General features: G+C 66.0%; 18 protein-coding genes and 1 riboswitch. Of the genes, 9 read left to right on the forward strand and 9 right to left on the reverse strand.

The features are described from left to right. Positions 1–21 precede the first annotated feature (21 nt). Together AC5P9W_RS00280 and AC5P9W_RS00285 are read right to left on the reverse strand one after the other, a co-directional pair. Positions 22–522 carry an RNA polymerase sigma factor gene (locus AC5P9W_RS00280; protein WP_134731341.1) on the reverse strand — a complete coding sequence of 167 codons (501 nt, stop codon included), beginning with the start codon at positions 520–522 and terminating at the stop codon, positions 22–24. Positions 523–594: 72 nt separating this feature from the next. Then, positions 595–1,068 carry a hypothetical protein gene (locus AC5P9W_RS00285; RefSeq protein ID WP_312546319.1) on the reverse strand — a complete coding sequence of 158 codons (474 nt, stop codon included), beginning with the start codon at positions 1,066–1,068 and terminating at the stop codon, positions 595–597. Between the two features lie 185 nt (positions 1,069–1,253). Between AC5P9W_RS00285 and ppa the strand changes: the two genes are divergently transcribed. After that, on the forward strand, positions 1,254–1,790 hold the full coding sequence (ppa, locus tag AC5P9W_RS00290) for an inorganic diphosphatase (protein ID WP_005410935.1): 537 nt from the start codon (positions 1,254–1,256) through the stop codon (positions 1,788–1,790). Positions 1,791–1,942: 152 nt separating this feature from the next. Further along, positions 1,943–3,064, forward strand: a complete 1,122-nt coding sequence (locus AC5P9W_RS00295; RefSeq protein WP_495218604.1) for an HDOD domain-containing protein — start codon at positions 1,943–1,945, stop codon at positions 3,062–3,064. A gap of 55 nt (positions 3,065–3,119) precedes the next feature. Here AC5P9W_RS00295 and AC5P9W_RS00300 read toward each other — a convergent pair whose 3' ends face one another. The 6 genes from AC5P9W_RS00300 to thiC form a co-directional block, all read right to left on the reverse strand. After that, the gene (locus tag AC5P9W_RS00300; protein ID WP_010483987.1) at positions 3,120–3,329 is read right to left on the reverse strand and encodes a hypothetical protein; all 210 of its coding nucleotides are present in this window, start codon (positions 3,327–3,329) and stop codon (positions 3,120–3,122) included. Between the two features lie 170 nt (positions 3,330–3,499). After that, a complete protein-coding gene (locus AC5P9W_RS00305; RefSeq protein ID WP_010483986.1) occupies positions 3,500–6,358 on the reverse strand; it encodes a TonB-dependent receptor in 2,859 nt (952 codons plus the stop codon). Positions 6,359–6,407: 49 nt separating this feature from the next. Continuing rightward, positions 6,408–7,307: a helix-turn-helix transcriptional regulator gene (locus AC5P9W_RS00310; RefSeq protein ID WP_010483985.1), complete on the reverse strand. Its 900-nt coding sequence runs from the start codon at positions 7,305–7,307 to the stop codon at positions 6,408–6,410. A gap of 114 nt (positions 7,308–7,421) precedes the next feature. After that, positions 7,422–9,746, reverse strand: coding sequence for a winged helix-turn-helix domain-containing protein (locus AC5P9W_RS00315; protein ID WP_111101875.1), 2,325 nt, complete (start codon positions 9,744–9,746; stop codon positions 7,422–7,424). A 260-nt stretch (positions 9,747–10,006) separates the two neighbouring features. Then, positions 10,007–10,678, reverse strand: coding sequence for an ion channel (locus tag AC5P9W_RS00320; RefSeq protein WP_191863601.1), 672 nt, complete (start codon positions 10,676–10,678; stop codon positions 10,007–10,009). A 93-nt stretch (positions 10,679–10,771) separates the two neighbouring features. After that, positions 10,772–12,616: a phosphomethylpyrimidine synthase ThiC gene (gene thiC, locus AC5P9W_RS00325; protein ID WP_111098780.1), complete on the reverse strand. Its 1,845-nt coding sequence runs from the start codon at positions 12,614–12,616 to the stop codon at positions 10,772–10,774. An 82-nt stretch (positions 12,617–12,698) separates the two neighbouring features. Further along, positions 12,699–12,799: riboswitch (TPP riboswitch) on the reverse strand. A gap of 245 nt (positions 12,800–13,044) precedes the next feature. Between thiC and AC5P9W_RS00330 the strand changes: the two genes are divergently transcribed. Next, positions 13,045–14,622, forward strand: a complete 1,578-nt coding sequence (locus AC5P9W_RS00330; RefSeq protein ID WP_495218609.1) for a BCCT family transporter — start codon at positions 13,045–13,047, stop codon at positions 14,620–14,622. A gap of 640 nt (positions 14,623–15,262) precedes the next feature. On the opposite strand, the gene ggt is transcribed toward AC5P9W_RS00330, so the two are convergent. Continuing rightward, the gene (gene ggt, locus AC5P9W_RS00335) at positions 15,263–16,981 is read right to left on the reverse strand and encodes a gamma-glutamyltransferase (protein ID WP_111099071.1); all 1,719 of its coding nucleotides are present in this window, start codon (positions 16,979–16,981) and stop codon (positions 15,263–15,265) included. A 659-nt stretch (positions 16,982–17,640) separates the two neighbouring features. On the opposite strand from ggt, the gene ilvC reads away from it, so the two are divergent. The 6 genes from ilvC to AC5P9W_RS00365 all read left to right on the forward strand — a co-directional run bounded on the left by ilvC (position 17,641) and on the right by AC5P9W_RS00365 (position 24,187). Continuing rightward, a complete protein-coding gene (ilvC, locus tag AC5P9W_RS00340; RefSeq protein WP_021202138.1) occupies positions 17,641–18,615 on the forward strand; it encodes a ketol-acid reductoisomerase in 975 nt (324 codons plus the stop codon). Between the two features lie 39 nt (positions 18,616–18,654). Then, positions 18,655–20,391: an acetolactate synthase 2 catalytic subunit gene (ilvG, locus tag AC5P9W_RS00345; protein WP_495218611.1), complete on the forward strand. Its 1,737-nt coding sequence runs from the start codon at positions 18,655–18,657 to the stop codon at positions 20,389–20,391. Then, entirely contained in the window at positions 20,375–20,626 is a 252-nt protein-coding gene (locus tag AC5P9W_RS00350) for an ACT domain-containing protein (protein WP_005410947.1), read from the forward strand. Before ilvG ends, AC5P9W_RS00350 begins: the two co-directional genes overlap by 17 nt. 96 nt (positions 20,627–20,722) lie before the next feature. Then, positions 20,723–21,814, forward strand: a complete 1,092-nt coding sequence (locus tag AC5P9W_RS00355; protein WP_459389972.1) for a threonine dehydratase — start codon at positions 20,723–20,725, stop codon at positions 21,812–21,814. Next, positions 21,811–23,397: a 2-isopropylmalate synthase gene (locus tag AC5P9W_RS00360; protein WP_495218613.1), complete on the forward strand. Its 1,587-nt coding sequence runs from the start codon at positions 21,811–21,813 to the stop codon at positions 23,395–23,397. Before AC5P9W_RS00355 ends, AC5P9W_RS00360 begins: the two co-directional genes overlap by 4 nt. Before the next feature lie 10 nt (positions 23,398–23,407). Further along, positions 23,408–24,187: a class I SAM-dependent methyltransferase gene (locus AC5P9W_RS00365; protein WP_019662044.1), complete on the forward strand. Its 780-nt coding sequence runs from the start codon at positions 23,408–23,410 to the stop codon at positions 24,185–24,187. The last annotated feature ends 5 nt before the right edge of the window (positions 24,188–24,192 follow it).

A 24,192-nucleotide genomic window follows, 5' to 3' on the forward strand; every position in this document is an offset into this window, starting at 1 on the left:
GCCAGCCCCAAGCCGGGCCGGTCATCGGCCGCTGCGTGCCCAGGCCAGCCGCTGCAGCGCCGTGCGTACATGGTTCTCGACGGTAGTCACCGACACCCCGAGGCGGCGGGCGATCCCGGCCTGGGTCAGGCCCTGCAGGCGGTTGAGCCGGAAGATGGTGCGGGTCGGCTCCGGCAGGTGCCCCGCCGCATCGAGCACCCGCTGCAGTTCGTCCTGTGCCATGGCCTGTTCCTCGGTCGAGATGACCTCGTCCGGCCCCCACAGGTAGTAGTCGGCCAGCAGGCGGTTGCGCCGGGTCGATTCGCGGCCGTGGTCGGTGGCCAGGTTGGCGGCCAGCCGGTACAGATAGGCCCGCGGGTTGTCGATGGCCTGGCTGTCGTCGACCCCACGGGCCTTGAACCACACCGCCTGGATCACATCCTCGGCGCCATTGTCGCCGCCAAGGATACGCTGCACCCGACGCAGCAGTGCCGGCCGCTCACGGATCAGCAGTTCGGTAAGGGAGGCGGCATTGGAGGACATGCGCGGAACCGGGACGACAGACGGAAGGCGCCGCGCATGCTACTCCGTTAATGAGAATCAGTCACGTTCGCATCAGTGGATGCAGCCGGTCAGCCCGTCATAGACGCTCTCCGACGTGCCGGGCAACGGATCATGCAGCGGATTACGGGCCGCCAGCGCCGCATGGAAGTCCTCAACCGGGGTGCCAGGCACCAGCGGCAACCGGCATAGCCAGGTCGGTTGCCGGGCCACGATCGCACCGTCGTTCCGCGACACGGCCAGGTCACTGGCGGCAAATGCCCACAGGCACTCATGCACCGTGCCGCGCACCGCGTCCACCGAACAGCGCAGGCGCAGCGCCCGGATGTCGCTGTACTCACCCTCGCAGAAGGTGTCGCCGCAGATCGCGTCGAACCCGTGCTGCAGACGCCCTTCCAGGGCAAAGAAGCGGTCCCAGTTGGCTTCCTGGTGCGGATAGTCGATCAGGTCCACGTAGGGAAAGGCCTGGGCGGCGGGCGCGATCAGCAGCGCGCAGAACAGGCCGAGTGACAGGGCGGATGGTTTCATGCGGGAACTCCTCGGGTAGGTACATCCAGCCTGCGCGCCCACGCCACCCGGACCCATCGGTCAACCCCGGCCCGCCGGGTCGGCGCCTTCCTCGCCCTGCCGTCAGCCCCCTCCCCCTGCACAGCGCCCGGCAAAGGCATAAAATGGGGGGCTATCCGTCTATATCCCCCACCTGGAGCACGACCATGGGTCTGGAACTCGTCTCGCCCGGCAAGAACCCGCCGGAAGAAATCAACGTCATCATCGAGATCCCGAAGGACTCGGAGCCGGTGAAGTACGAAGTGGACAAGGAAACCGGCGCGATCTTCGTCGACCGCATCCTGTCCACCCCGATGCGCTACCCCTGCAACTACGGCTACGTGCCGAGCACCCTGTGCGGCGACGGCGATCCGGCCGACGTGCTGGTGGTGCTGCCGCTGCCGCTGGTGCCGGGTTCGGTCGTGCGCTGCCGTCCGGTCGGCGTGCTGAAGATGAGCGATGAGGCGGGCAGCGACGAGAAGATCCTGGCCGTGCCGGTGTCGAAGATCTTCAGTGGCTACGCCCACGTGGAAGACATCGCCCAGGTGTCCAGCCACTGGCTGGAGCGCATCGGCCACTTCTTCGAGCACTACAAGGACCTGGAGAAGGGCAAGTGGGTCAAGCTCGACGGTTGGGGCGGCGCCGCTGAGGCCAAGCAGATCCTGATCGAGGCGCACCAGCGCCATCTCGACAGCAAGGCCTGAGCCTGAACCGGATCGCTCCGGCGGCACCCCGCCGGAGCGATGCGGGTCACGTTTCATGACGACGGCACATCACTCTTGCCGCCGTATTAGGTAAATTGCGTCACTTCACACGTCGTCGACATCCATCGTCGAGACAGCCAGGGGAATGTGTCGTGCGTATTCTGCTTGTTGGGGATGCAGCCAGCCTGCCGGCTGAGCTGACCGAATTCATTGCCGATCTTGGGGAAGACTGGCAGCCGCTGACCGCCACCGATGGCCAGACCGCGATGACCGCGGTGGCCACGCAGGGCGTGGATGCGGTGATCGTCTGCCCGCAACTGCCGGATCTCAATGCCACCACGCTGCTGGGCCAGATCCGGACCTTGCGCCCGGAAACCATCCGCATTGCGCTGGTGGACGCCCAGCACGGCAACCGGCCGCCGCCGGCACGCCTGATCGGCGTGGCCCACCGCTTCCTGCCGTTGCCGCTGGCACCGGAAGTGTTGCTGGAAGCGCTGACCAGCCTGGAAGAGCTGCGTGAAGTGCTGGACAGCCCTCGCCTGCGCGACGCCATCGGCCGTATCGAGAAGCTGCCCTCGCCGCCGCACCTGTACCTGAGCCTGACCCAGGCACTGGAACATGACGACGACGCCGACAGCGCCGACGTCGCCAAGCTGGTGGCCGCTGATCCGGCGATCGCGGCCAAGGTGCTGCAGCTGTCGAACTCGGCGTTCTTCAGCCAGGGCCGCACCATCGCCGACCTGCGCACCGCCGTGACCCGCCTCGGTCTGTCGACGCTGCGCGATCTGGTACTGGCCAGCGAGGTGTTCTCGGCACCGACACTGTCCACGGCCGAGCGCAATTCACTGCAGCAGCGCGCCCTGCTCGCCTCGCGGTTGGCGGCACGCCTGCTGCCCGAATCCAGCGCCGAACTGGGCGCGACCGCCGCGCTGCTGGCCGACATCGGCCTGCTGCTGCCCGGCGTGCGCAACGAGCGCAGCGAACCATCGCTGACCGGTGACACCCGCCCGGGCCACGCCGAAGCCGGTGCCTATCTGCTCGGCCTGTGGGGCCTGCCGATGCCGATCATCGAAGCGGTCGCGTTCCATCTGCAGCCGCAGCGTGCCAATACACGCAGCTTCTGGGTGACCGGCGCAGTGCACGTGGCACTGGCACTGGTCAATGGTGATCCGGTGGACGAGGACTACCTGCAGCGCGCAGGTGTTCTCAACAGGCTGCCGCAGTGGCGGGAGCATGCCAACAGCCTGATGGGACTGGTACCCAGCGAGATCTGAGCTGTCAACGCAGGAAGAACCTCGAAGGCGCGCCCAAAGGCGCGCCTTTTTTGCATCAGCGCGCGCCGCAGGCATCCTGCACGCAGTGGCGATACTGCAGATCACACAGGACCTTCGACTTGCCTGCAGCCAGGCATTCCTGACGCAGCTCCTCGCAGTACAGCCCGCCCCCACAGACGCCACCGGTCTGGGCAAACACCGCACCCACCAATGTTGCATAGATCAGTGCAGCAGCAGACAGTTTGTGCAACAGCGTGCTCTTCATCGCTCTCTCCATGTGCAAGTGTCCGCAAGTGGACCCAGCAACTGTGTTGATTACGACACGACAGGAACGTGACTTCCCTCACCTTCCAAGATATTTCGGAATTCCCCTACAAAGAAAGAGGGCGGACCTTGCGGTCCGCCCTCCCGGTACTGCTGTCGCACTTCGAACTATCAGAAGCGCTGGGTGTACTTCATGTACAGGAAGCGACCGACGTCGAAGCCACCGTAGTAGGCGAAGCTCGAGTTCGGCGCCGAGTACTGCAGCGCACCGCGGTGATCGAACACGTTGTTCGCACCCAGGGCGATGGTGGCATCCCACGGAGCCTTCCAGCTGACCTGCACGTCGTGGAAGGTGTTGGAGCCGGTGTGGCGCAGCGGATCCGGCTCACCATTGGCGTAGTGGTTCGGAGCGTCGCACCATGCGTCGTCGATGCAGCTTTCCTTCATGCCCGAGTAGTAGCGGGCAGTCCAGTTGACGCCGAAGTCACCCAGCTCCCAGTTGACACCCAGGTTCGAACGGACGCGGAACAGGCCCGGCTCACCAACGCGACCGATGGTGATGTTCTCACCCTTCTTGTTCTGGCCGGCTTCGTCGTACTTGGCCAGGTAGCTGGTCTGCCAGTCGATGCTGAACTTGCCGATCGACAGTTCCGGCAGGCGGTACTTGACACCCAGATCGTAGCCTTCGGTCTCCATCGAGCCGAGGTTGGCCAGGCCGTAGGTCAGCGCCTCGATATGGCCATCAGCGGCACGGGTGACGCCTTCGCAGCGAGCTGCGTTGCCCAGCACGTAGCAGTCACGCAGGATGCGATCAACGCTGTCAGCGATGATCATGTTCTTCAGCTCGTAGCGGTACCAGTCGAGCGAGATGTCCAGGCCCTGCACCCAGCGCGGGCTCCAGACCAGGCCAACCGTCTTGCTCTTGGAGGTTTCCGGCTTCAGAGCCGAATTCGAACCGCTGACGAACTGGTCCGGGGTCGCGCACGGGAAGGTGCTGCAAGGCGCGAAGCCCTGGCCGACCTGCACGTAGTTGGCCGGCACGCCAGCCGCGGCGCAGGCAGCATTGCCAGCGACGTTGCCCGGCGAGGTCGAACCGCACGGATCGGTATAACGCTCGAAGCTCGAGTTGGTGCCGCCGTACAGATCGTCAACGGTCGGTGCGCGGAAGCCTTCTGCGTAGGTACCGCGGACCAGCAGTTCGTCGATCGGGCGCCACACCAGGCCGAACTTCGAGTTGATCGTGTCACCGAAGTTGCTGTAGTCAGAGTAGCGGCTTGCGACGTTGAAGGTCAGTTCCTTGGCAAACGGCAGGTCCGACAGGATCGGCACGTTCAGTTCCAGGTAGAACTCATCCAGCGAGTAGTTGCCCGAGGTGGTGGTCGACGCCAGGCCGGTCGACTGGCCCGACTGACGGAAGGCGTCCGGCACGAAGCGGCCTTCTTCCTTGCGGTGCTCGTAGCCCATGGCCACACCCAGGTCACCGGCCGGCAGCTCGAACAGCGAACCGGACAGGTTGGCGGTGTAGCTGGTGGTCTTGGTCACACCAGTGTCGGTGTAGGTCGGGAACAGGAAGTTCTGCAGATCACGGTCGGCAAGCGAGCCCTGGCCGTTGACGCCGTAAGGCAGCAGCGGGTTCCACGGGCGGCACTGGCTCAGCGGGATCGGATTGGCGGCGGTCCCGCACTGAGCAACGCCCTGGCCGTTGATGAACGACTTGCCAAGTGCCTGCTCGGAAGCGATCAGGCTCATGTCGCCGTAGCCGGTCTTGGTCAGCTCGTTGCGGTTCCACAGCGCGCCAACGTCCCAGTCCCAGGTCTTGCCGGCAAATTCGAAGAAGCCACTCAGGCTCGGCGCGAAGCGCAGGGTCTTGAGGTCGCTCTTGGTGGTACGCGGCACTTCCCACAGGCGGCGACGGAACTCGACGTCCTGGCCGATCGGGTTGAACGCGCTGTCCTTCGACAGCGGGGTACCGAACGACAGCGACTGGTACGGGTAACCCGCGATCTGCTGGTCGGTGGTGCGCTGGTTGTACAGCACGTCAGCATTGAAGGTGATCGAGTCAGCCAGATCGTAGCTGCCGTTGACATACACGGACTTACGCTCGATGCCGGTCTGCACCATCATCTGCTGGTTGGCGTTGGAGTACTCGGCCGGAGTCAGCAGGTGGTAGTCGGCCGCATTCTTCGGGTCACCGCCCGGATTCAGGGTCTTCCACTCCGGCTGCGGCTGGCCTGCAGCGCGCGGCTTGCAGTCACCCCACACGCGCGGGTCGCACCAGGTGCTGTTCTGGCTCAGCGGGCTCCAGTCGGCAGAGGTCGAATTCGGGCCCAGGCCGCCGTCGCGGCTGAACCAACGATCCTTCGCCCACACTGGATCCTGCTTGGAGTACTCGGCCGACAGGGTCACGCCGCCACGCTCGCCTTCAGAGCCGAGGGTGAACGAGTAGGTGTTGGTGTCGCCGTCGCCGCGGCCGTACTGGCCAACGTAGACGCTGGCTTCAGCACCATCGAAGCGCTTGCGGGTGATCACATTGACCACGCCAGCAATGGCGTCCGAACCGTAGATGGCGGAGGCGCCATCCTTCAGCACTTCGATGCGCTCGACGGCGGCCATCGGAATCTGGCTCAGATCCTGGTAGCCGGCAGTGGTCGCGCCCAGGCGCTTGCCGTTCATCAGCACCAGGGTGCGCTGCGCGCCAAGGTTGCGCAGGTCGACGTAGTAGCCGCCAACGTTTTCGCCGGAGGACAGCGAGTCCGCGCGGGAAATGGCCGGCGAACCTGCCGAGGTCAGGTTCTGCAGGACATCGGCGACGGTGGTGTAGCCCTGCTTTTCCAGGTTCTCACGGCTCAGCGTGAGGACCGGCTGCTGGGTCTCCATCGAGGCGCCGCGGATGCGCGAGCCCGTGATTTCGATGCGATCCAGGGTGGTCGCATCCTTTGCTTCCTGCGCAGAAGCAAAGGCGGGCGTCAGCGCCAACGCAATGCCAGCCGGCAGAAGGCCCAGCCGCACTGCGGGATTACGAACGTTCATCTATCTCTCCAAGGTACGTGTTAGCAGCGTGTTAAAACACCCCAGCACGTTACGATTGCGTTGCAGCGCTGTATTTGCGCGAGCCAACCGGAGACTTTGCAGATTGTGGCGGCAGCAAGCCGCCGTTTTCCCTGAAGCGCGATGCGGACTGGCCGTAGCGGGCGCGGAACGCACGCGCGAAGCTGCAGCAGTTGTCGAAGCCACTGGCCGCAGCGACCTCGCCAACCATCATGTCGGTGTCACGCAGCAGGTCGGCCGCCCGTTCCAGGCGCAAACGTGCTGAAAGCGACTGCGGGCTTTCCTCGTACAGGCTCTGGAAGGTCTTGGAGAGATACCAGCTGGAGAAGTTGGTCAGCTCGGCCAGTTCACCGATGCGCACCACGCGGTGGCTGTTGCCTTCCAGGTACAGGCGGGCGCGCTGCATGCGGCCGAATACCTGACGCTTGCGGCTGCGCGAGCGACCCGGGCAACGCTGCACGTTGTCGGCCAGCCCACGCTGCAGGCCCGCCAGATGCAGCAGCAGCGGGCGCAGTGCCTGTGCCGGCTGGCCACTGGCCAGCGCATCGCGCCACAGGCGCAGCGCAACGCGGGCATCGCCACGGCTCATGCGGCCACGCCCGGCGTACAGGCCGCAGTCGGCCATCTCGGCCAGCACGCGCAGTGCTTCGACAGTCAGGTTCAGGCCAACGCACAAGCCGTTGCGGCCTGCCTGCACCAGCGGCCGCGACTCTTTCTCGAAGGCGATCCACTCGCCCTGGCGCAAGCGGAAGCGTCCTTCCTTGGCTTCCACCCAGGAGCTGCCGCGCACCTGCATCCACACAGTGAAGCTGCTGCCTGCGGTCTGCAGGCTGCCGAGCCGGGCCACGCCCAGGCAGGTCGGCGCAGCATCGTCGAGCGACCGGTCCAGAGAGACGGTTTGGCCGCGATCGGCCAGCGAGAGTTGACGCATGGGGGCACCACGGTTTGCCTAGTACAGGCCTCCGTTTTGCCAAATCAGGCGGCACCACGTCAGGAAAGTCAGACGAGATCGCCACGAATTCGCGGCGAGGTCGCCACGAAGAAATTACGAAGGCCCATTTCCGTTGAACAACAACAACTTGGAGAACGCCGGAAGTAGCGTCGGCGAGCGCTCGGGCAAGCGCATCACGCCGATGTCGGCACCGTCGCTGACCGCCATTGCCACGAACAGCGTGTGCCCATCGGCGCTGGCACTCAGCCCGTTGCCGGCACTGAGGCGTTCCGCATCCAGGCAGCGTTCCGGTTCCTCGCGCCCGGCCTGGATCAGCACCAGTGTCGTGCCACAACGGGTGGACGTACCGAGGTAGCCGATCGCGTTGCTGCCGGCCACAGTCCAGGCACGGTACCGCCACCGGCTGGGCCGGTCATCGCTGATCTGCTGCACGCTTGCCGGTGCCAACGCCGCATCCACCGACCACAGGCCTCCTGCGGCCAGGCGGGTGAACAGCACACGCCCGCTGCTGCGATCGAACCGCGCCTGCGAAACACCGTCGATGCTGGCCAGGCGGTGCCAGGGCTGCACGCTTCGATCAAACAGGCTCAGCCGGGTCTGTTGCTGGTCATCGCGCTCGACCACCAGCAGCTGGTCCGGGCGTGCCCCGTACAGTGCCTGCAGCGGCTGCTCCGACGGGACAGGCAACGGCTGGACGCGTTCGTCACGTGGGGCGATCTCATAGACCACTGTGCGTCCGTGCTCGTCGCGCCCCACCACCAGCAACCGCCGGCTGTCGGCCGACCAATCCGGTGCCTGACGTGCCTCGGGCCGCAAGCCTTCGATCGGCCGCAGCGAATCGGGGCGCTCCATGTCCGCCCACCACAGCGCGAAGCTGCCTGAACGATCGGACGTGAACACCAGTTGGCGTCCATCCGGCGCCGCCATCGGCTGCCCATCCCGGCCACTGGACGCAAACAAGCGCTGCGGCGGCGAGCCGCCCTCCATCGGCACCTTGAAGATGCCGAACTGCGCGCGCCGATGGACGAAGGCCAGCATGCCCGCGCGGCGTGCAGTGGCCGGCCACTGTGCGTCGTCGAGCCCGGCATCGCGCAGCGTGCGGCTCTCGACGTCCAGGTAGTACAGGCGCACTTCACTGTCGACACGGCGTCCAAACACGATCGTCCGGCCATCACGCAACCAGGCCCAGCCACGCAGTTCAGCGGCCTCGCTGGTCAGCTGCTCGGGCGTGCCACCCGCTGCCGGCATGCGCCACAGGTCGCCCAGCTGCGGATTGCGCACGAACACCAGCCACTTGCCATCAGGCGAGTAGCGCGGCGCATAGTCGAAGTCATCCTCGGCAACACCGTAGTCCAGCGCCTCCCATTGGCCACTGGCCAGATCGAGCTTGCGGATGCCCCGATGGGCATAGCGCCCCACCATGCTGCCGAACACCAGGCCACGGCCGTCCGGCGTCCAGTCGAAACTGAGCAGCTCGGTGCCATCGCACCGCGTGGCCTGGCGCAGGGCACCACCGGTCGCGCTGGCGATCAGCACCTGGCAGCCGCCGTTGTTGCTGAACCGCGCGAAGGCGATCTCGCGTCCATCCGGCGACCAGCTCGGGAAGCGGTCAACCGAGCCGGCCGGCGGAGCCAGCAGCTGCCGCGCTGGCGCGTTGCCGGAGGTCTGTACCTTGATCGCCCCACCCCCTTGCCCGTCTTCGTTGGCGCCTTCATAGGCCACCAACGAGCCATCGGGTGAAAGCGTGGGATAGGTTTCAAAACCGCTGGTTGCGGTGATCAACCGATAGGGACGCTGCGGGCTGCCGATCACGCGCGTGCCGTTCTCCACGGCCGCATCCACCGCTGAACTGCTGGCCGGTGCCCGCCGCAGCAGCAGCGCGGCCAGCACCACCACCGTGGCCAGCATCAGCACGCCCAGCACCAGCAGCACGCGCCGGCGGACGTGGCGCCAGCGGCGGCGCGATGCCTGCACGTGTGCCGGCCTCTCCTCGGCGATGACCATCACCGGTTGCAGGTCCGCGATTCCGTCATCGGCTCCTGCGGACGGCGCCGGCTCGACATCGTCCAGTACCTGCACCGGCACCAGCAGGCGATAGCCGGTCTTGGCGATGGTCTCGATATAGGCCTGGCCGTTGTCGTCGTCGTTGCTGAACGCCTTGCGCAGCTGGGTGACGGCCTGGGTAAGCACATCATTGGTCGGCAGCGTGTCCGGCCAGACTTCCGCGAACAGTTCATCGCGGGTGACAACCCGCCCGGGCTGGCGCAGCAGTACACGCAGCACGCCCAGCGCCTTCGGCGTCAGCCGACGCGGGCGACGCGCACCGACGACCTCGACTTCTCGCGAGGACAGAGTGACAGTGCACTCTCCGATCCGGATCCGATCGAATCCGGGGGGCTGGTTTTCACTGCTGTTCATTTTCCGCTACACAGTAGAGACAGGTCCGGGGCAGCGTTTGCCTTCGATACCCTCCCGTCCTGGGAACAGCAAAAAGCCAGACTCCGCACAAAGCATCGGCGCATACCGCAAAAACAATGAAGCGGGCGAATACTAGCCTATGCGGGTTACCTCGCCTATCGCGTGGTCGACATCCAGGCTCTCTCTCGCCGACGCATTCACATAATTTGCTGCACCATTCGCGCCCTGCGGGGCGCGAAATTTTTATCTGGCGTTCATTTTCACATGCGCCGCAGCATGGTCAATCCGACCAGTCGTGAAACCACCAAAGCCACGTACATCACGCCTGAAAACTGCTCCAGCATGACCAATGCACGCGCCTGCGGATGCAGTGGCACGACGTCGCTCAAGCCGACACCCGAGAGCAAACTGAAGCTCAGATAAAGCAGTTCCATCCAGGTGCGCTGTGCACCGCCGCCGGAGCCCTGGAAACTGCCCGGATACCATTGTTGGCACACGGCAAAAGCAAATGCGAAGGCCCAGGCCAGCAGCGTGAATGTGGCGCCTGCGGCGAACAGTTCATCGCGGGTGACTTTATGGTCCTGGAGCATGTAGGCAATGAGCGCACCGGCCGTATAGAAGTACAGCAGGCTCTCCAGCAGTTGCGCGGTGGTCAGCAGCGCAGTGCGGTCCAGCAGTGCACCGGCCAGCGAGAACACCACCGAGGGAATGGCCAGCAGCAGTGCCAGCCAGGTGCCCAGCGGGCTGCGTTGCACCACCCACAATGCCAGGCCCAGCACCGCCATGCCGAACATGCCCAGCGCCGCGCGGCCCGCAGCGGTGTCATCCAGCGCGGGGTACAGCAGCACCGCGATCAGCTGGGCGCCCAACAGCCAGGCCGAAGGATGACGGCGGGCAATGGCCAGCCAACGGGTGGTGATGGCAACAGGCATGGCGTCCTTTCCCCAGGAAGATGGGCGGAGGATAGCCGGGAGCGGCGTGATGAGCGGTAGTGCCGGCCGCTGGCCGGCACCCCCGCTTCCGCATCACTCCTGGCGATAGACCTCGGCACCGGCCGCGCGGAACTCCGCCGACTTCTCCTTCATGCCGGCTTCGGCGTAGTCACGCACATCCTGGGTGATCTTCATCGAACAGAAGTGCGGGCCGCACATCGAGCAGAAGTGGGCCAGCTTGTGCGCATCCTTCGGCAGCGTCTCGTCATGGAACTCCTTGGCCTTCTCCGGATCCAGGCCGAGGTGGAACTGGTCTTCCCAGCGGAACTCGAAACGCGCCTTGCTCAGCGCGTTGTCGCGCACCTGCGCGCCCGGATGCCCCTTGGCCAGGTCGGCTGCGTGCGCGGCAATGCGATAGGCCATGATGCCGTCGCGCACATCCTGGCGGTTGGGCAGGCCAAGGTGCTCCTTCGGCGTCACGTAGCAGAGCATCGCCGTGCCGAACCAGCCGATCATCGCCGCACCGATCGCGCTGGTGATGTGGTCGTAGCCCGGCGCGATGTCGGTGGTCAGCGGGCCCAGCGTATAGAACGGCGCCTCGCCGCACTCGCGCAGCTGCTTGTCCATGTTCTCCTTGATCAGCTGCATCGGCACATGGCCGGGGCCTTCGATCATGGTCTGCACATCATGCTTCCAGGCGATCTTCGTCAGCTCACCCAGCGTTTCCAGCTCACCGAACTGCGCGGCGTCGTTGGCATCGGCGATGCAGCCCGGGCGCAGGCCGTCACCCAGCGAGAAGGTCACGTCATAGGCCTTCATGATCTCGCAGATGTCCTCGAAATGCGTGTAGAGGAAATTCTCCTTGTGGTGCGCCAGGCACCACTTGGCCATGATCGAGCCACCACGGCTGACAATGCCGGTCACGCGCTTGGCGGTGAGTGGCACGTAGCGCAGCAGCACGCCAGCGTGGATGGTGAAGTAGTCCACGCCCTGCTCGGCCTGCTCGATCAGCGTGTCGCGGAAGATCTCCCAGGTAAGCGCCTCGGCACGGCCGTCAACCTTCTCCAGCGCCTGGTAGATCGGCACGGTACCGATCGCCACCGGCGAATTGCGGATGATCCACTCGCGGGTTTCGTGGATGTGCTTGCCGGTGGACAGGTCCATCACCGTGTCACCGCCCCAGCGGATCGCCCACACCAGCTTTTCCACTTCCTCGGCAATCCCGGAGGACACGGCACTGTTGCCGATGTTGGCGTTGATCTTGGTCAGGAAGTTGCGGCCGATGATCATCGGCTCGCTTTCCGGATGGTTGATGTTGTTGGGCAGCACCGCGCGGCCGCGTGCGATCTCGTCGCGCACGAATTCGGGTGTGATCACCTTCTGGATTGAAGCACCGAACGACTCGCCCGGGTGCTGCTGCAGCAGGCCGGCATCGCGGACCGCGTCGAGCCGCTGGTTCTCGCGGATGGCGACGAACTCCATTTCCGGCGTGATGATGCCGCGCCGCGCATAGTGCATCTGGGTGACGTTCGCGCCGGCTCGCGCACGGCGTGGCAGGCTGCGCGCAGGGAACCGCACGGCATCGAGTTTCGGGTCATGCTCGCGGTCGCGGCCGAACGAAGAACTCAGTCCTTCGAGCTGTTCGGTATCGCCGCGTTCCTCCACCCAGCCGCGGCGCAGCGCCGGCAGGCCTGCGGACAGATCGATGCGTACGCCCGTATCAGTGTAGGGGCCGGACGTGTCGTAGACCGTGACCGGCGCATTCTCTTCGCCGCCGAACAGGGTCGGCGTGCGGGTCAGCGCGATCTCGCGCATCGGCACCAGCAGATCCGGGCGCGAGCCGGCCACGTGTATCTTGCGCGATCCGGGAATGGGCCGGGTCACGGATTCGGAGAGTTGCTGGGCCTGTTGCTGCAGGGCGGAGAGCTGTGCGTTCATCGGGCATCGTCCAGGAAGGTCAGGGACGAAGCGGCGGCGCACTGCGACCCCGCGCGGACGGTCCTTGGGCGGAGTCCGGGCACGGCTGCATTGCAAAGCTTCCCTACGCCGGTATGAGCCGGATCAGGTTCCAAGGGACTGTCTCAACCGTGGCCACATGGCCCGGTACCCCCGCTTCTTGGTGTGCATTAGAGCATAGAACGTGCTGCAGCCCATGGCTGTTCCATCCACGCACGGCGTGGATCCGCTGTTTCTGTATTAACAAAACCGTGACATCGCATTCAGTAACGTGCACGCGCATCCTGCCGCTGCGGCCGATGTTTCCTCGCCGCCTTCGCGGCCCCTGCCCGGTCTGTGCTGCATGTCGCCGGCCCCTCGCAGCAAGCTCTGCTCGCTCCCCTCAATCCCTTGATCGGAGAAGCCCCTTCATGGTGTTTCGCGTTTCCATTGCACTGGTTCTGCTGCTGGTGCTGCTCGCCGGTGTTGCACCCGGTCCCTTCAATACCGTGGTGCAGAGCATCCTCGGCGAACTCATCCGCGGCATCGGCTGGCTCTACCTGCTGGTCGTGTTCCTGGCCCTGGTATTCCTGATGTACCTGGCCTTCGGCCGCTTCGGCAACCTGCGCATCGGCGGAGAGGACGCCGAACCGGAGTTCTCGCGGGCCAGCTGGATGTCGATGCTGTTCGCCGCTGGCATGGGCATCGGTCTGGTGTTCTGGGGCGCCGCCGAGCCCATTTCGCACTTCAGCAAGCCACCGGAAGGGCTGGCACCTGAAAGCATGGACGCCGCGCGTGCTGCCATGCGCTACGTGTTCTTCCATTGGGGCCTGCACCCCTGGGCCATCTATGCGCTGATCGGCCTGGCAATGGCCTGGTTCCAGTTCAACCGCAACGGCCGTGGCCAGATCAGCGATATGTTGCAACCGATCATCGGCCGTCACCATCGTGGCTGGATCGGGCATATGGTCAACATCTCCGCGGTCGTCGCCACCGCGGTTGGCGTGGCTACAGCACTGGGCTTCGGCACGATACAGATCGCGGCCGGCGTGGAACGCGTGTTCGGCGTGCAGGCGGGCGTGCCGCTGCAGCTGACCATCATCGCAGTGGCTTTCGTACTGTACATGGCGTCCACGCTCAGCGGCGTCGGCCGCGGCATGAAATGGCTGTCCAACTTCAACCTTGCATTGGCTGCACTGCTGCTCGCGCTGGTGCTGGTACTCGGCCCGACTGGCGCGATCTTCAACACCTTCACGACGACGTTGGGCTCCTATCTCAATCAGCTGGTGACGATGAGCCTGCGCATGTCACCGTTCTCGTCCAGCACCTGGGTCGCGGACTGGACGATCTTCTACTGGGCCTGGTGGATCTCCTGGGCACCGTTCGTGGGTTCGTTCATCGCGCGCATCTCGCGCGGGCGCAGCGTGCGCGAGTTCGTGATCGGCGTGGTGCTGGCACCGACGCTGCTGGGCTTCTTCTGGTTCTCGGTGTTCGGTGGCACCGCGATCTGGATGCAGATCTTCGGCCAGGCCGACCTGCTGCAGGCACTGGGCAACGGCTATGAAACGGTGCTGTTCACCATGTTCGACAGCATGCCGCTGCCGTTGCTGCTGTCGTGCATTGCGCTGGTGCTACTGATGATCTTCTTCGTGACCTCGGCTGATTCTGCGGTACTTGTGCTGGCCAGCATGTCCACGGACGGCGCGGGCGAGCCATTGCGCAAGCACAAAGTGGCGTGGGGTGTCGGCATTGCGCTCGTGGCGGGTTCCTTGCTGTTGGCAGGGGGACTGGAGGCGCTGCAGGGCATGATCACCATCGCTGCGCTGCCGTTCGCGCTGCTGATGCTTCTTGTGATGGTGTCCCTGTACCGGGTGCTGGACCAGGAATACACCCGGGAGCGGCGGCAGGCGCAGCGCCAGCGGCACATGATCGATGCGTGGATTGCACGCGAGATGGCGGCGCAGGAGGAAACCCAGGCGGAGGCAGCGCGCGCGCACGATCAGGATTGAGGGGGTTTTGCAGCCTGCGGCTGCACCGCTTTTTTCAAGCAACGGCAACAACAACTTCAAAAGCGGCTCTGGATTTCTGCTGGTCTGGCGGTGAGGGGGCCGATGGCGGGACACGCCGCAAGTACGTCCCTGTAGGCTCGGCCACGGCATCCATGCCGTGGACGGTCCCGCCATCGGCCCCCTCCCCGCCTCCGGCAATTTCCCGGTGACGGCAGTAGATCCACGCCATGCGTGGATCAGGTGTATCGGAAAACAAGAAGGGGTCGGATCCGTTTTCCTTCGGAAAACGGGTCCGACCCCAACCCACAGCGCGCGGCTGTTGCTGTTGCTGTTGCCTTTGCTCTTGATCTTCTTCTTTCTCTTCCTGCGGTGGCGGCCGCAGGAAACTGTCCGTGGCCGGGCGGGTGGGTTGGCTGGGGGCGTGAGCCGCATGGGCCCGAGGCATGCCTCGGGCGGGTTGGGCCGGATGCCCAACCCCGGTCTTGCCGTGTGCGCAGGACAGTGCACACGAGCAAGCGGCGACCGAGTTTACATGGTCGTACTTGCAGCGGCCCCCAGACAATCCACCCGCCCGGCCAAACCAAGCATCACTGAAACCCTTACCACCGCAGAGGGGGCTCAGCCCGGTCGCCGGAAAACCTCAATATCCCGCCGCCTGCCCATCCTTGCGGCTCTCCGAAGCACCGTAGTAAACACCGGTCTCGGGATCACGCATGATCGCCTGGTACCCGCCATACGGGCCATCGGCGAACACGATGCGATGCCCCTTGCGCATCAACGCGCGCACCGTCTCGTACGGGAAGCCGGTTTCCAGATTCACTTCACCACCATCGGTCATCGCCGTGGCCTGACCCGTCGGTTCAGTCGAGCCTTCGTGCTGGATGCGCGGCGCATCACCGGCTTCCTGCAGATTCATGCCGAAGTCCACCAGGTTCATCACGATCTGCGCGTGGCCCTGCGGCTGCATCGCGCCGCCCATCACGCCGAAGCTGGCATACGGCTTGCCGCCCTTGGTGATGAACGCCGGAATGATGGTCTGGAAGGGGCGCTTGCCCGGCGCGTAGCCGTTGGGATGGTTCTTCTGCAGCACGAACATCTCGCCACGATCCTGCAGGATGAAGCCCAGCCCCGGCGGCGCCATGCCGCTGCCCATGCCGCGGTAGTTGGACTGGATCAGCGAGACCATCATGCCGTCGGCGTCGGCCACGGTCATGTAGATCGTGTCGCCCTCCTCCAGCTGCTTCGGCGTGCCCGGCTGCACTTCCTTCAACGCCTTGTCCATCGAGATCAGCGCGCGGCGCTGCGCGGCGTACTCCTTGGAAATCAGCTTCTGCACCGGCGCCGGCTGGAATGCCATGTCGGCGTAGAAGCGTGCACGGTCGGCGAAGGCCAGCTTCTTCGCTTCGACGAACAGGTGCACGTGCTCGGGTGAGCCGAACGGGATCTTCGAGAAATCGTAGCCTTCCAGCACGTTGAGGATCTGAAGCGCGGCAATGCCCTGGCTGTTGGGTGGCAGCTCCCAGACGTCGTAGCCACGGTAGTTGCTGCTGACCGGCTCGACCCATTCACCGTGGTGCTCGGCCATGTCCTGATAGCTCAGGTAGCCACCGTTGGCCTTGAAATAGTCGCCGATGGTGCGGGCGATGTCACCCTTGTAGAAGGCGTCGCGTCCGCCATCGGCGATCTTCTGCAGCGTGCTGGCCAGATTCGGGTTCTTCCACATCTCGCCCTTGCGCGGGGCGTGGCCGTTGATCGTGAACTGCTCCTTGAAGCCCGGGTACTGCGACAGCTTGGGTACCGAGCGGTCCCAGTAGTAGGCGATCACTTCGGCCACCGGGTGGCCCTCGCGGGCGTAGCGGATGGCCGGCGCCAGGTTGTCAGCCATTGGCTTGCGGCCGAAGCGTTCGTGCAGCGCGAACCAACCATCGACCGCGCCGGGCACCGACACCGGCAGCGGGCCGGTGGCCGGAATGTCCTTCAGGCCACGGCGCTGGAACTCGGCCAGGGTGAGCGATTTCGGCGAGCGCCCCGAGCCGTTGTAGCCATAGAGCTTCTGCGTCTTCGGGTCCCAGACGATGGCGAACAGGTCGCCGCCGACGCCGTTGCCGGTGGGCTCCATCAGGCCCAGCGCTGCGTTGGCCGCGATGGCGGCATCCACCGCCGAGCCACCGCCCTTCATCACGTCCAGCGCGATCTGGGTGGCCAGCGGCTGCGAGGTGGCGGCCATCGCATGGGGGGCGATCACCTCCGAACGGGAGGCGAAGGTGTGGCCGGTAATGCGGTCGGCGGCAAAGGACAGCGCGGGCACGGCAGCCAGCACGGCGGCGGCGAGCAGGGAACGGGCAAGGCGTCGGGACACGGTCGGGTTCCGATGGACGGGTGGTTCCCCGATCTTCGCCGCTGCGGCCTTCACGCGGTATCGGACAGACGTCATGGACGTTGATCCTGGGGTGGAAGAATCCAACGGATTCCGCGCAAAAACCGCCCAGAAAGGAGTGAATTCGGGTTCACCGAAACACTTTCAGCAGCAACCATCCTTGTGCCGCAAGCGATTGCGCTGGATTCACTGGAAACCGATAAAAAAACCGTCGCGAGGGTTGACACCGCCAAAACGGCTGTGTTTCTCTCGATCACATGTTGCATCACAACACGCCACTGCGAACCCACATCGAAGCCGCCGACACCGGCGCCGCCTCGCTGCGTTCGATTCTTGTGCTCGTACTTATTACCCAGCCACCAGGTGCGGGACGAGCCAGCGTGTAAGCAACAAACACACCGGAACTCATCAAAACCCGCACCCGCCCCGGTGCGGGTTTTTTCATTTCAGGACCTGGTTTCAGACGCAACCACCATGACCAACGCTCAGTGCAAAGCCCGGCCCCAGACCACCACCACGCCTCGTGGTGGCTGTGCCTGTGCGATGCGCAGCGCCTCCTCCACCGCTTTCCCCTGACCGGCCGGTACGTCACCTCGACGACCGGCCGTTCTTTTTTCTTCCCACCGCAAGGAACCTCCCCCATGAGCACCAACGACCTGCCCCAGACCAAGATCGCCGTCATCGGCTACGGCAGCCAGGGCCGCGCCCACGCACTGAACCTGCGCGAATCCGGCTTCGATGTGGTGGTAGGCCTGCGTCCGGGCGGCCCGACCGAGGTCAAGGCGCAGGCCGATGGCTTCACCGTGAAAGCACCGGCCGATGCGGTGAAGGATGCCGACCTGGTCGCCGTGCTGACGCCGGACATGGTGCAGAAGAAGCTCTACGACGATGTGCTGGCGCCGAACATGAAACAGGGTGCGGTGCTGTTGTTCGCGCACGGCCTGAACGTGCACTTCGACATGATCAAGCCGCGCGACGACCTCGACGTGGTGCTGGTCGCACCGAAGGGCCCGGGCGCGCTGGTCCGTCGTGAATATGAAATCGGCCGCGGCGTGCCGTGCATCTGGGCGGTCTACCAGGACAAAAGCGGCAAGGCCGCCGAGTACGCACTCGCCTATGCAGCCGGCCTGGGTGGCGCCCGCGCCAACCTGATCCAGACCACCTTCAAGGAAGAGACCGAAACTGATCTGTTCGGCGAGCAGGCGGTGCTGTGCGGTGGCGCTTCGGCGCTGGTGCAGGCGGGCTTCGAGACCCTGGTGGAAGCCGGTTACCAGCCGGAAATCGCCTATTACGAAGTGCTGCACGAACTGAAGCTGATCGTGGACCTGTTCTACGAAGGTGGCATCTCGCGCATGCTGGAGTTCATCTCCGAGACCGCGCAGTACGGCGACTACGTCAGCGGCCCGCGTGTGATCGATGCCGGCACCAAGGAACGCATGAAGGAAGTACTGAAGGACATCCAGGACGGCACCTTCACCAAGAACTGGGTGGCCGAGTACGAAGCGGGCCTGCCGAACTACAACAGGTTCAAGCAGGCCGACCTGGAGCACCCGATCGAGAAGGTGGGCAAGGAACTGCGCGCCAAGATGGTCTGGTTGCAAGGACAGGCCGCGTAAACGCGCGGCCCTCCCCCACCCGCTTTGCAAGGTTCCCCCATGAACTCTTCGACACATCGCAGCGCGCCGCCCAACGGCGCGCGCTGGCTGACCCAGGCGCTGGAGGCCGAAGGCGTCCGCACGCTGTTCGGCTATCCAGGTGGCACCATCATGCCGTTCTACGACGCGCTGGTGGATTCGTCGCTGAAGCACATCCTGGTACGCCATGAGCAGGGCGCGGCGCTGGCCGCCAACGGCTTCGCCCGCGCCAGCAACCAGGTCGGCGTCTGCGTAGCCACATCCGGCCCGGGCGCCTCGAACCTGGTCACCGGCATTGCCGATGCGATGCTCGATTCGGTACCGATGGTCTGCATCACCGGCCAGGTCGGCACGCCGCTGCTGGGCACCGACGCCTTCCAGGAACTGGATGTGTTCGGCCTGACGATGCCGATCGTCAAGCACAGCTGGCTGGTGCGCAGCGTCGATGACCTGCCGCGCGTGGTGGCCGATGCGTTCCGCATTGCCCGTGAGGGTCGCCCCGGCCCGGTGCTGATCGACCTGCCCAAGGATGTGCAGTTGGCCGATGCCAGCCATCTGCCGGCGCATGTGCCCAGCAGCGTCGAATCGCCGCCGGCGCCGGCCGAGGCCGCCATCGCCGAGGCCATCGCCGCGCTGGCCGCAGCCGAGAAGCCGGTGGTCTACGCCGGTGGCGGCATCGCGCTGGGCGATGCCGTGCAGGACCTGCGCGACTTCGTCGAGGCCAGTGCCATCCCCACCGTGATGACCCTGCGCGGCCTGGGTGCCCTGCCGGCCAGCCATCCGCAGTCGCTGGGCATGCTGGGCATGCACGGCACTCGCGCGGCCAACATGGCGGTGCAGGAAAGCGACCTGCTGCTGGTGCTGGGGGCGCGTTTCGACGACCGTGCCACCGGCAAGCTGGCCGAGTTCGCCCCGTTCGCCCGTGTGGTCCACATCGATGCGGACGCCTACGAGATCTCCAAGCTGCGCAGCGCCGATGTCGCCGTGCCTGGCAACGTCGGTCACGCCATCCGCGCCCTGCGTGCGGCCTTCCCCTCCCCCAAGGCCCACCAGGAGGCGTGGCGCAAGCGCTGTGCGCAGCATCGCGATCGCTTCGCCGCACGCTACGACGCACCGGGCCAGCACATCTACGCACCGGCGTTGCTGAAGCGCCTGAGCGAGCTGGCCCCGGCCGATGCGGTGATCGCCTGCGATGTCGGCCAGCACCAGATGTGGGTGGCCCAGCACTGCCGCTTCAACCACCCGCGCAACCACCTGACCAGCGGCGCGCTGGGCACCATGGGCTTCGGCCTGCCGGCGGCGATGGGTGCGCAGTTTGCCTGCCCCGACCGCACCGTGGTGCTGGTGTCCGGCGATGGCAGCTTCATGATGAACGTGCAGGAGCTGGCGACCATCGCCCGCTGCCGCCTGCCGGTGAAGATCGTGCTGCTGGACAACAGTTCGCTGGGCATGGTGCGGCAGTGGCAGGAACTGTTTTTCGCCGAGCGTTACAGCGAGATCGATCTGTCCGACAACCCGGACTTCGTGGCATTGGCGCAGGTGTTCGGCATCGCCGCCACCCGCATCGACAACCGCGACGACGTGGAAGGCGGCCTGGCCGCGCTGCTGGCCGAGCCGGGCCCGGCCCTGCTGCATGTGGCCATCGATGCACGCGCCAACGTGTGGCCGCTGGTGCCGCCGAACACCGCCAACAGCACGATGCTGGAAAGCAATCCCGCCCATGCCCGCCAGGAGACCCCCAATGCAATACCGGCTTGACCTGGTGCTGCACCCGGCCGAAGGCGCGCTGCTGCGCGTGATCGGCATGGCCGAACGTCGCGGCTTCGCGCCGCGTGCGATCAGCGGCGCGCCGGTAGCTGCCGACGATGGCCGCTGGCACCTGCAGCTGGTCGTGGATGGCCAGCGCCCGGCGGAAACGCTGTGCCGGCAGATCGAGAAGATCTACGACTGCGTGTCCGTACAGGTCACCGCCGTGGAAGGAGTATCGCCATGAACACCCGTACCGTAGCGACCACGGTGCCGGTACGGAGGCGTCTTCTTCGCCGCCCGTGCCCGCATGCGGCGGTCTTCGGCACCGCGCTGGTGGCCCATGCCGGCCGCTGATGCCAGCCAGGAAAGCGATGTCGGCGACGTAAGCGTTGCCGACGTTCTGGCAGCGCAGGCCCGCCTGCGCCGCTTCCTGCCGCCCACCCCGCTGCACCATGCCGAGCGCTTCGGTACCTGGCTGAAGCTGGAGAACCTGCAGCGCACCGGTTCCTACAAGGTGCGCGGCGCGTTGAACGCGCTGCTGGCCGGTCGCGAGCGCGGCGACACCCGCCCGGTGATCTGCGCTTCGGCCGGCAACCACGCCCAGGGCGTTGCGTGGGCGGCCTATCGCTTGGACGTGCCGGCGATCACGGTGATGCCGCATGGCGCGCCGGCGACCAAGATCGCCGGCGTCGCCCATTGGGGCGCCACCGTGCGCCAGCACGGCAACAGCTACGACGAGGCCTACGCCTTCGCGGTCGAACTGGCGCGGCGCCACGGCTACCGCTTCCTGTCCGCGTTCGATGATGCCGACGTGATCGCCGGCCAGGGCACGGTCGGCATCGAACTGGCCGCGCATGCCCCTGACGTGGTGATCGTGCCGATCGGCGGCGGTGGACTGGCCTCCGGCGTAGCCCTGGCGCTGAAATCACAGGGCGTGCGCGTGGTTGGTGCACAGGTAGAAGGCGTTGATTCGATGGCGCGCGCGATCCGTGGCGATGTCCGAGAGATCGCCCCCGTCGCCTCGCTGGCCGATGGCGTGCGAGTGAAGATCCCCGGCTTCCTGACCCGCCGCCTGTGCACCTCGCTGCTGGACGACGTGGTGATCGTGCGCGAAGCCGAGCTGCGCGAAACCCTGGTGCGGCTGGCGCTGGAAGAACACATCATCGCCGAGGGCGCCGGCGCGCTGGCGCTGGCTGCCGGCCGCCGCGTCGCGGGCCGCCGCAAGTGCGCAGTGGTCTCCGGCGGCAACATCGATGCCGGCGTGCTGGCCGGCCTGCTTACCGACATCCGGCCGCGTCCGCCGCGCAAGCCACGGCGACGTCGCAGCGAAACGCCGCGCTCGCCGGGCAAGGCCAGCGCCAACGCTTCGCCCACCTCTTCCCCTACCCCCCTGCAAGCCGTCGCACCCGCTGTCGAGGAGATTTCCCTGTGACCACCATCGAACGAATTACCCCCCCGCGCATCCGCATCTTCGACACCACCCTGCGTGACGGCGAGCAGTCCCCCGGCTGCAGCATGAGCCCGCCGCAGAAGCTGGTGATGGCGCGTGCGCTGGACGAACTGGGCGTGGACGTCATCGAGACCGGCTTTCCGGCCAGCTCGCAGTCCGACCGCGAGGCGATGGCCCTGATCGGCCGTGAGCTGCGCCGCCCGAGCCTGAGCCTGGCGGTGCTGTCGCGCTGCCTGCAGGCCGATATCGAAACCTCGGCGCGTGCCCTGGAAGCTGCGGCCAACCCGCGCCTGCACGTGTTCCTGTCCACCAGCCCGCTGCACCGCGAGCACAAGCTGCGCATGACCCGCGAGCAGGTGCTGGAATCGGTACGCAAGCATGTATCGCTGGCACGCTCGTACATCGACGATGTCGAATTCTCGGCCGAGGATGCCACCCGCACCGAGCTGGACTACCTGATCGAAGTCTCGCGCGTGGCCATTGCCGCCGGCGCCACCACCATCAACCTGCCCGACACCGTCGGCTTCACCACGCCGGAAGAAATCCGCGCGATGTTCCAGCAGGTCATCGCCGGCGTCGCCGACGTTCCGAACGCCGCCAATGTGATCTTCAGCGCGCACTGCCACAACGACCTGGGCCTGGCCGTGGCCAACTCGCTGGCCGCCATCGAAGGTGGCGCGCGCCAGGTCGAGTGCACCATCAACGGCATCGGCGAGCGCGCCGGCAACTGCTCGCTGGAAGAGATCGCGATGGTGCTGAAGGTGCGCCAGGCCTTCTACGAGCAGGACAGTTCGATCAACACCCCGCGCATCGTCGGCACCTCGCAGCTGCTGCAGCGCCTGGTCGGCATGCCGGTACAGCGCAACAAGGCCATCGTCGGTGCCAATGCCTTTGCCCACGAATCGGGCATCCACCAGCACGGCATGCTGCGCCATCGCGGCACCTACGAAATCATGCGTCCGGAAGACGTGGGCTGGGAGGATTCGCAGATGGTGCTGGGCCGCCACAGCGGTCGCGCCGCCGTCGAAGCGCGCCTGCGCGCGCTGGGTTTCTGGCTGGACGAAGACGAACTGAAGCTGGTATTCGAGCAGTTCAAGGGCCTGTGCGAGCAGCAGCGCGTGGTCACCGATGCCGACCTGCAGACGCTGATGCAGGGCGGCTCCAATGCACAGGGCTACCGCTTGGCCTCGATGACCATCAGCGATGTGGGCAGCCGCGCCAACGCGCTGGTCGAACTGTCCGACCCGGACGGCAACCGCGTGGCCGAAACCGCACAGGGCGACGGCCCGGTCGATGCGCTGTTCGGCGCGCTGTCGGCCGCCACCGGCGTGCAGCTGATGCTGGACAGCTACCACGTGCACAGCGTCGGCATCGGCGCGGATGCGCGTGGCGAAGCCAACCTGAGCGTGCGCCACGAGGGCGTGGAGTACGACGGCACCGGCACCAGCAAGGACATCATCGAAGCCTCCGCGCTGGCCTGGCTGGATGTTGCCAATCGTCTGCTGCGCCAGCGCCAGGCCGCCGCCCACAGCAGCACCGACGTTCCCACCCCCGCCACCGCCTGAGGAACCCGCCATGAGCGCCTTCGACACCCCCACCCCGGCCAGCGCCGCTGGCCAGCAGTGGAATGCCCAGGACTATGCGATCGATGCCGGCTTCGTGCCTCTGCTCGGCGGCGCGGTCTCGCGCCTGCTCGACCCGCGCGCGGGTGAACGCATCCTCGACCTGGGCTGTGGCGATGGTGTGCTCAGCACCGAACTGGCGCTGAGCGGTGCGCGCATCCACGGCGTGGATGCCTCGCCGGAACTGGTGATCGCCGCCCGCGCGCGCGGTGTCGATGCCCAGGTGATGGACGGCCACGCACTGTCGTTCGACAGCGAGTTCGATGCAGTGTTCAGCAACGCGGCACTGCATTGGATGGGCACTCCCGACCGCGTGCTGGAAGGCGTGCGCCGCGCCCTGCGCCCCGGCGGCCGCTTTGTCGCCGAATTCGGTGGCCATGGCAACGTGGCCACGATCATCGCGGCGGTACAGGCCGCGCGCGTGGCCCACGGCCATGGCGCCAGCACCTTCCAGTGGTATTTCCCGACGGCCGATACCTACGCCGACCGCCTGCGCCAGCATGGCTTCCAGGTGCAACTGATCGAGTGCACGCCGCGCCCAACGGCATTGCCGACCGGCGTGGCCGGCTGGCTGCGCGTGTTCGCCGCGCCGCTGCTGGACGACCTGCCAGCCGAGGCACGGGCTACGGTGCGCGAGGCCGCGAGCGCGCTGCTGGCCGAGCTGCCGCGCAACGCCGCCGGCCAGCCGCTGGCGGACTATGTGCGGCTGCGCGTGCTCGCCCGCCGTCGCTGACTTGA

Source organism: Stenotrophomonas sp. YJH_SMC_33 (assembly GCF_059372295.1).